This window comes from Endozoicomonas sp. SESOKO4, assembly GCF_024606275.1.
Genome location: NZ_JAHHPS010000077.1, coordinates 1 through 8,292, shown reverse-complemented (window position 1 = coordinate 8,292; position 8,292 = coordinate 1). Strand labels below are relative to the sequence as shown.

Sequence of the window (8,292 nt, the reverse complement as noted above, 5' to 3'; positions counted from 1 at the left end):
CCTATACCCACCTTGTCGGCTTATGCCTGTTTCTTTTTGTCCTTGGGTTCTTTTTCAAAAATCCAGCAGTAAGCTGTTTCTCCGTGTCCTAATAACTTGCTCTTGACGTTGCCGACTTTTACAAAGGGGTGACTGTGGCAGCCCTTCAGCAGGGGTTTGATTTCGCGCATTTTGGTCTTGAGACCGTCCAGACCAGCCTGTTTACACATGGCCTCGAATTCGGTCATTTTTATGGCGATGAATTCCGGCTTGATAGAGTGGTTCAGGCGCTCGCTCTGGTAGCCGGTACTGGATCGGTTCAGGTGTTCGTAGTACTCCCAGAATTGTTCGACTAATGGGTCATCCTTTCTGCATTTCTTCTGTCGATCCTGAGCCATGTCCCAGAGGTACTCTTCCAGACGCTTAACCATGACGTTTGTCAGATAATTAGTACCGAAGATGATTTGTAAGCAGTGAATCAGTGCAGCGATCATTGCGTGAAACTCAGCAATCCGGATCATCATCTTGCTGTCACGCTTTTTGAATTCGATCTCAAGCCGGGTAAATTCTTTGCGGAATCTGGCCATAACCATGGCCTCATTGGTTAGTGCAATGTCACGCCAGGCGCACAAGTCTTCAGCAGGTATTCCGGCAACTTTCCGAAACAAAATATCTGTTTGTCCCGGGATATGATGGTCGTCTGTGAAATAGACATGGACGATTCTGGACAGGATTGCTCTGCTGGCCTGAACAACATCGTTCTGGCTGATACAAAGTGCGCCTTTGAACGTTAAAACGTGGGTGTCGGTGCCAACATTTTTAACACCTGTCCTTCTCAGAACAGCGCCATGATCAGAAAGGGGTTTAAGGTCTTCAGGGTTGAATTTGCTGTCAGCATCACCTTCCAGGAGAACAAAGGCTAAGTTTGATGATTGAGCCATACCCCTTGCACTGCCGACGCTTGATCCACGCTGGGGCTGGTCACCTTCGTAGTTTTCTCTGCCAACCAATCTCCAGAGAAAGCGAAGCAGTGAGGATTTACCGGCACCTGGTGCGCCAATGACTTCCAGAAAAGGAAAACTCTTGAATTCTTTCCGGATCTGCTGCGCAAATAAGGTACCCAGCCACCAGGCCATTGAAACAATACCTTTATCTGTGAATACCTGGTGAAACGCAGGCAGCCAGTCTGGAGACCATTTGCCACTAGCCCGGGTGAGCTTTATATCGTTGGCATTGCTTTTTATTGCGTGTTCACCGGCCTTTAGAAAACCCATCTGGTTGCTGCGGATCAACTTGTTTTTATAAAAACCGAAATCAGTAGGCATCCCACGATTGTTGGGGTTCTCTTCTCCGACAAAGGTGTAAACACCGGTTTCCTCGTCATAACCAATGAAAGAGAGGGTCCTAACTGTGCTGATGCCATAGTCAAACCAACGTCTTTTAAGTATCAGCAGGTCGGTGCTGTCGCCATCAAAACGGCCACCAGGTGTGTAACCTTCCAGAGCTTCACTTAATGCGCTGGGTGATTTCAGATCGCTCTTAGTCAGTGCGACCAGCATCGGCTTGCTGCGGTTCAGGAATGTAACCCTGAATACATACCATTGATCTTTGGTCAGGGAGTCTCTTTCCAAATACAAAAACTGCGGGTGTACCGGGCTGATTTGTTCGGGCATGCCGGTGTAGCCATTGAAGAGAATCCGGGCAGACTCGACGGCTGCGTTCGGATCAGTCCAGAAAGATGAACGTTTGATCTCGCCAAAGTTCTCATCAAAGTCTTCAACAGCTTTTTCACTGAGTTTGAAACGCCAAAGGGCATGGCCATGGTCGATGATCAAACGGGAGCAGGGCGTTTTCATCCAGCGCCAGAAGGCTTTTTCTTTGTGGTCTTTGGCTTGAGCCAGGCAACCACGCCACAGACTGTCATCCAGATACTTCTGGTCCAGGTTTCCTTCTTGGTATTCGTCGTTCCAGTCTTTCTTTCCGCGACGGAGCATCACCTGAACGGTTTCGTCCAGGTCTTCGATAAACTTGATATGGTCGGCCAGGTGTTTCAGGCCAGCGTCGTCATTGTCATAGGCCAGCACCCAGACAATATCCCGTCCTTTATTTTCTGTGATCAGGTTGCGGGGGAGGTTGCCACTGCCAAAGGCGGCTACTGCCTTGTAGCTGGTTTTGATGTCATAGTTTAAGTGATAGAACACCCAGGCATCGAAAATACCCTCTGTAATCACACAGGTGTCTTTATCTTCCAGTTTAAAGAGAGGCGGCTGCCATTGTCGGTCTTCCTTTGGGGCGTTTTTGGTGTAGTTGTTTTTTCGGCCTGCCTGCTGGATATGATTTTTATCAATCAGGCGCTCTTCAAAATGCTCATCCCATAATGGAATGCGAACGGTGGGAGCCATCAATCCATGGTGCTGGAAACAACCTTGCTGGTACCAGCCAGCAATAAGGCCCGGATTAAAACCCCGAGCTTCTTCAAGATAGGCTCTGGCTGTGGCATTCGGATCGTCGATGGTGGCCGGAAAACGCTCCACATAATTTTCATAAAGGTCTGGGTAAAGCTCGCGAGTAGTTTCTGTGTAGCCACAGCTTTCCTGATGGTCGCAGAAAACACGACCTGGCTTTTCTTTTGAAACCCAGACTGACTTGCGATTGCAGTCTGGGCAGCGACCATAGCGCAGTACCTTGGTGGTTTCCTTGAAACTGAACGAATGATCGTTGCGTAGCGCGTCGACGATTTGCTCATCCCTGTCTATCTTGAAGTTCATGCTGAATGCTCCTCGATAGCTGCCCGTGCTTCATCGCGCAGGTCTCGGCTGGCGCTCAAATGAGGGTTGGTCTTGTAGATAAACTTATTGATCTGGGAGGTTGCCCAGCGTTCCTGTCCGGCAACGGATACGGGCTCCGGAAACTGGCCGGAACGGATACGGGTGCGCAGTGTGTCTTTGTTGATCTTGATGATCTTGCACACTTCGTCTCGGGTCAGGAAATCATCCACGCGGATGTCCAGATCATGGTTTCTGGTCATGATTCGGGCAAACTGGCTTAAAAATTCAGTCAAATTCTCTTCCGTCATTGCAATATTTTCCCGTACTTGCTAGAAATGCCCTTGTAGCTAACGAAATCTGCATAAATCGGGCGAAACTTGCAGATATGGGCTTAAATCCCTAATGTGAAAATTAACACTTCCTGTATGGATGTCAACCCATATCAGGGATATTTTCCCAAATCTGGAATACGGAGAATTAGATGATCTACGAACTAAAAACAATGGGTGCTCGTATTCGCTATGTTCAGGAGCAGGTCGGTGGTTCATCTAACCTGCATGAGATGACAGACGTCAGTACATCTCAGTTATCCAGACTGATCAGGGACGATGTGAAGAATCCAGGATTGATTCAGTTACAAGCTATTGCCCGGGCTGGCGGGGTCTCTATTTCCTGGTTGGTCGATGGTGATGATGGTCATGGAGATGCACCAGGCATCACTAATGCCAGTGGTTATGTGGCTGTGTCCTATTACGAAGAGGGCAATGCACCAGTGATGTTTGAGCGGAGTTATCTGGTTAATGAGATGAGCACCAATCCAGACGATTGTGTGATGTTCAAGGCTGGTGATGACTCTATGGCCACAACCATCAACAAAGGCGATAAGCTGCTGCTGGACACCAGCCGTACCAAAGGTGATGGTCTTTTTCTTGTCAAAATAGACGGCAATGTGTTTGTAAAGCGGTTGCAGTGGTTGCCCGGTGCTGGAGTTGATGTGGTCAGTGATAACAAAGCATACAGAAGCTATCAGCTGTCACCTGAGAAGTTGGAGGTGATAGGGCAGGTGGTCTGGATCGGGAGTCACCAGTAATGGCAGCGGCAAGGAAACGATACAAAAAGGATAGAGGCAATTGGGTAGGGCAATTCCCGCCACCGGGTGGTTATCAGCGGGGGCGTAATGGTATACGGCGAGTGTTGTGCTCTGAAGCATCTATTGCTCATTTGGACAAAGAAGAACAGAGTGCCAGGTTATGGGAGCTCTACGAAAAAACTGCCGACCAGCTTAAAGCGGATCAGGCCAAAGAAGAAGAGATACTAAAAAAACAGAAGCAGGAAAAAAAGCGAATGACCATGCGTCAGGCCCGTGACGAATGGAAGGATGAACTGACAATCACTAATGATGAAAAAACGGTGAACCTGTATGTCCGTTCAATTGACTACTATCTGAAAGCTGCTGGTAATCATGAAGTTCGTGATTTTGACCGCAAGAAAAATATTCTGTTTATCAAATACCTTAAGAAACAACCTGGTAAGGTGGATGGCACCACTATGTCTGCAGCTACCCAGAGTACTCATGTTCGACAATTGGGTATTTTCCTGCGCTGGTGTTTTGCTCATGACATTATCGACAAGCGTCATGAACTAAAAATACCAACTGTGCCCCAGAAGGATATGGAAACATACACAGTGGAGGATCTTTCCAGAGCAAAACAGTTGATACTACAAAAAATGGCAGAATACACACGCACTGATGACGTGTGCGCCATAACCAATATGTACCGTGCATTCATGATGGCTTCTAATACTTTGCTGAGACTTGGTGCTCTGTGGTCTTTGCCTCTGTCAGCTATTGATATGAAAAGAAGAATTATCCGCATTAGAGAAGTGCCAGAGTTGGGCTGGAAGCCAAAGAAAATGAAGTTTCCAAATAAGCCAATCAATGACCAGCTTTATGATTTTCTAAAGCAAGATTTAGCGAATCGTTCCAGGAAAGAAAAATGGTTTCTGGACAAAGGCGATGGTCGACAGTGGCATTCCGACACTAGCAACATCAGCCACTATGCAACAAAAATATTTCGTGAGGTTGGCTTACCTTATATCAAGCCTTTTCACTGGGGCTTCCGTGCAACTATGACTACGCATCTCTTGAACAAAGGTATCAAGCCTCAAACCGTTCAGGAACTTGCAGACCATTCATCACTCGCCACCACAATGAAGTACTTCAACAGAAGGACGGTTGACCAGCGTGAAGCGACTGATGCCATCCCTGATATTTGATGTCGGTGCCACATTGGTGCCACTTATAAAAATAAACTCTTGGAAGCATTGGTATTATTGATATGTACATAGGACTTAAAATCTGCCGATCGTTAAGATCGTGCCGGTTCGATTCCGGCTCCGGGCACCAACTCCAAAAAGTCTTCCAGAAATGGGAGGCTTTTTTTGTACCTGTTTCTCACGTTTTTTCACTATACGATTACTGCGCCAAAGTCTTGCGCTCAATCCTCCCTATATAACCATTTCTTTTATTGATCATTCTTCATCTTGCTAAACTTCGCTTGTGTCATTTGTGCCACTCATTTTTGGCACTGGGATTGGCACAGAATTCATGCAGTTTTTACCTTCCTCAGAAAAATGCGGAGGTTGTTATGGCCAGGCTCGAAAAGAGAAAAGCTGGTTGGTTGGCCCGGGTTAGAAAAAAGGGCATTGACCAGGCCCGCACGTTCGACACAAAAAAAGAAGCTGCTTTATGGGCTTCCAGCCTTGAGCGAAAAATTGATGAATATGGGAAGAATGCAGAAGAGGTCATGCGTCATCAGTTGCATCGAAAAACCCTTAGAGAAACATTTGTTCGATACGTTGATGAAGTCAGTCCAAGGAAGAAAGGCAGGGAAACCGCATTACGCGAGAATCAGCGGTTTCAGCAGATGGCGACCAACCAGAATCATTCCCCTCTGCCTGATTTGATGGATAAACCCATTTCTTCCATCAAGAGCTTTCACATTGCTGAGTGGAAAATGAGCCGACTCAGTTCGGTCAAGGAAAGCTCAGTAGCCAGGGAGAAGAATTTCTTGTGTAATGTGTTTACGATGGCTCGGGAATGGGGATATATCGAAAAGTCGCCCTTTGCCAATGTCAAATTTGCCGATGATCGATCAGCATCAAGGGATCGCAGAGTGTCAGAAGAAGAAATTCAGCAGGTACTTTTTGCGCTGGATCATTGGGAAGATCAAAAGGCTCCTGAAACACCGGCTCAAACGGTGGCACTGCTGTGGAAGCTATGCATCGAAACGGCGATGAGGCAACAGGAAGTGAAATATCTGGTAGCCAGTGAAATCGATTTTGATAACAGGGTGATCAACCTTTCCGCAGAGAGAACAAAAGAGAAGAAGAAAAAGACACTGGCACTGTCCAGTGAAGCAGTCCGGTTATTACTGTTAGGGAAAACAGAGGGTGACTATTGGTTTTCCAGCTCAAAACTGAACGTAAGTTCTATATTTAGCATTGCTGTCAGAAAAACTCTGATCGACGATCTTGAATTTCGTGATTCCAGACATGAGGCGCTCACCCGGTTATCTGAGAAACTGACACCCTTTGAGTTGGCAAAGCAGGCAGGTCACACCGATATGAACAGGACACTGAAATACTTCAGAAAAACTGCAAAGGATTTTTCTTGTAAATTGGCTTGAAAATCAAACGGTTCAGATTTGGAATTCATCTGATACCCTTCTTTTGCGTCCTCGTTTTACAGGTTGCTTTTCTTCCATTTCAGATCGGGGGCAGTACTCCTGACTCACCCATTCACTGATTTCCTTATCGAGCCAGCGTGGTTTGCTTTTTTGTTTTTTTCCATTGACCTCGATGATTGAAAATCTTGGTTCGGGAAAGTTTGCCTGCTTCACGATGACATTTCGTGTGTAGTTCACTGAGAGATCAAGGAAGTCAGCGATACGCTTAATGGACCAGAGCTGATTTTGACTGTTTATGATCAATTTCACCTATTGAATGATGTTTTTTGAGCTTGCGGCCTGCGAGTGGAATTGCGTTTGCGCTGGCGTCATTCCAGTTATCCCGGACAATTAACGTGCTTTTGTAGTCCTGCTCGCTAATCCATTGGGCTTCATGGGCTGCTTCAACAATACGGTTATGCAAATCAATATAAGAAATGACTCCCTGCCGAAGCTGAATAATTTCGTCGGGTGGTTTCATCAAAAACAGAGCAGGGTAGGCTTGTATGTTGAGTGTTGGACTGGGTTCTCTGTCGATTCGACTGTCAGGCAAATCAGGAATAAGCTCGCCATCAGTAGAAAAGGAAATCAGTTTGAAGCTGTAGTGCTGGCTTAATGCCATTAAAGTCTGAGCCTGCAACTGACACAGCCTGCACCTTCCTTGATAGTAAAAAACGAGCCCGGCAATTTTCGCTATTTGCTGTAAAACCTGTTGCCTGGCGTGTTGCACCATGTCATCACTTATTTTGGCGGCAGCTGGGGATATAGGGCGACGAACGTTTTCATCCAGCAATGGGTCACCTTCAATCACCTGTTTTCCGACACGGGCAAACCGTTCTGCTTTTTCTTTTATCAACCTGTCGAGATAGAGGTAGTTACTGACGTTTTCTCTACTGGGAAGCTCGATGGCTTTGTCCAGGTATAGACCGATGTTATTTCTGATCCATGCGGTTGTGTGTGGCTGGTGTCTTTTGGTTTGATCGTTGGCTTCATTCTCGTCGGTTTCTGGCTCGGCAATCTGCTCATACCAGAACCAGCCTTCAGAGTGGCGGCTAAACCATTGTTGTTCAGCTGAAGCAGTCACTGAATATATTCCGACTAATAGCAGAACGAAGGGCATCAGACTTTCTTCTGCCAGTTGGCTGTCCACCATCCCAGACATAGTGCAGCCAGCCAGGCGGCGGCAGGAATCAGCAATACTGGAACCGGTAAAGGGATGATGATTAGGTACAGGAATAAACCCGGAATCCATTTTGATGCCCGTCGGCTCCAGAGGTTTTGCAATGGACTGGTATAGTGAAAATCGTGATAACGGATTTTTCGGATCAAAAGGCCGTCGATAATAGCTGCAATAAACATCACGCCCCAGAATGGCAGGCAAGCCAGCAATACGGAGATCCGATAGAACAGCTGTCGTATCAGACTAAGGAAGTTCTTAACCACACTCTGAAAGATTTCCATGGCCTTTGCCAACCCTTCACCCGAGTTTCGGTCTATAGTCGTATGTTTCAAAAGAAAGTCCTGAATACCCGATTTCATAATGGTGGCTGTATATAATTGGTCGCCTGTTCGTATAATCCATACAGCGTTCTCCTGCCCCAGCCTTTGAGCATATTGTTGCTGCTCTTTGTACAGGTACTGGGTCATGTTTTGACCTGAAAACGCCAACCAGAGCAATATCAGGCCAAGCCCGAAACACCAGATTGCGAATGGGCTGATTTGTTTTTGAGAATTTTTCATATAAGAAATGAGTCCGAACTACCAGGATTTTGGCGAGCAAAGAATCGGGATTCTGCCTTTCAATAAACGTCCGCCGC

At 46.6% G+C, this 8,292-nt stretch carries 7 protein-coding genes; 3 read left to right on the top strand and 4 right to left on the bottom strand.

Translation table 11 applies throughout. The features are described from left to right. Nucleotides 1-20 precede the first annotated feature (20 nt). Both KDK16_RS01325 and KDK16_RS01320 read right to left on the bottom strand, forming a co-directional pair. Nucleotides 21-2,747: a toprim domain-containing protein gene (locus tag KDK16_RS01325; RefSeq protein WP_257274333.1), complete on the bottom strand. Its 2,727-nt coding sequence runs from the start codon at nt 2,745-2,747 to the stop codon at nt 21-23. After that, entirely contained in the window at nt 2,744-3,040 is a 297-nt protein-coding gene (locus tag KDK16_RS01320; protein ID WP_257274332.1) for an AlpA family transcriptional regulator, read from the bottom strand. Before KDK16_RS01320 ends, KDK16_RS01325 begins: the two co-directional genes overlap by 4 nt. A gap of 188 nt (nt 3,041-3,228) precedes the next feature. Here KDK16_RS01320 and KDK16_RS01315 point away from each other — a divergent pair, with 188 nt between their 5' ends. The 3 genes from KDK16_RS01315 (at nt 3,229) to KDK16_RS01305 (ending at nt 6,436) form a co-directional block, all read left to right on the top strand. After that, nucleotides 3,229-3,837, top strand: a complete 609-nt coding sequence (locus tag KDK16_RS01315; RefSeq protein WP_257274331.1) for an XRE family transcriptional regulator — start codon at nt 3,229-3,231, stop codon at nt 3,835-3,837. Then, on the top strand, nt 3,837-5,024 hold the full coding sequence (locus KDK16_RS01310) for a site-specific integrase (RefSeq protein ID WP_257274330.1): 1,188 nt from the start codon (nt 3,837-3,839) through the stop codon (nt 5,022-5,024). Before KDK16_RS01315 ends, KDK16_RS01310 begins: the two co-directional genes overlap by 1 nt. 371 nt (nt 5,025-5,395) lie before the next feature. Beyond that, a complete protein-coding gene (locus KDK16_RS01305) occupies nt 5,396-6,436 on the top strand; it encodes a tyrosine-type recombinase/integrase (protein WP_257274329.1) in 1,041 nt (346 codons plus the stop codon). Between the two features lie 265 nt (nt 6,437-6,701). Here KDK16_RS01305 and traF read toward each other — a convergent pair whose 3' ends face one another. Both traF and KDK16_RS01295 read right to left on the bottom strand, forming a co-directional pair. After that, complete coding sequence (gene traF, locus KDK16_RS01300; RefSeq protein ID WP_257274328.1) at nt 6,702-7,637, bottom strand: conjugal transfer protein TraF; 936 nt, start codon at nt 7,635-7,637, stop codon at nt 6,702-6,704. Then, entirely contained in the window at nt 7,595-8,122 is a 528-nt protein-coding gene (locus KDK16_RS01295) for a DUF4400 domain-containing protein (protein ID WP_257274327.1), read from the bottom strand. The genes traF and KDK16_RS01295 overlap by 43 nt, the downstream gene beginning before the upstream one ends. Nucleotides 8,123-8,292 lie beyond the last annotated feature (170 nt).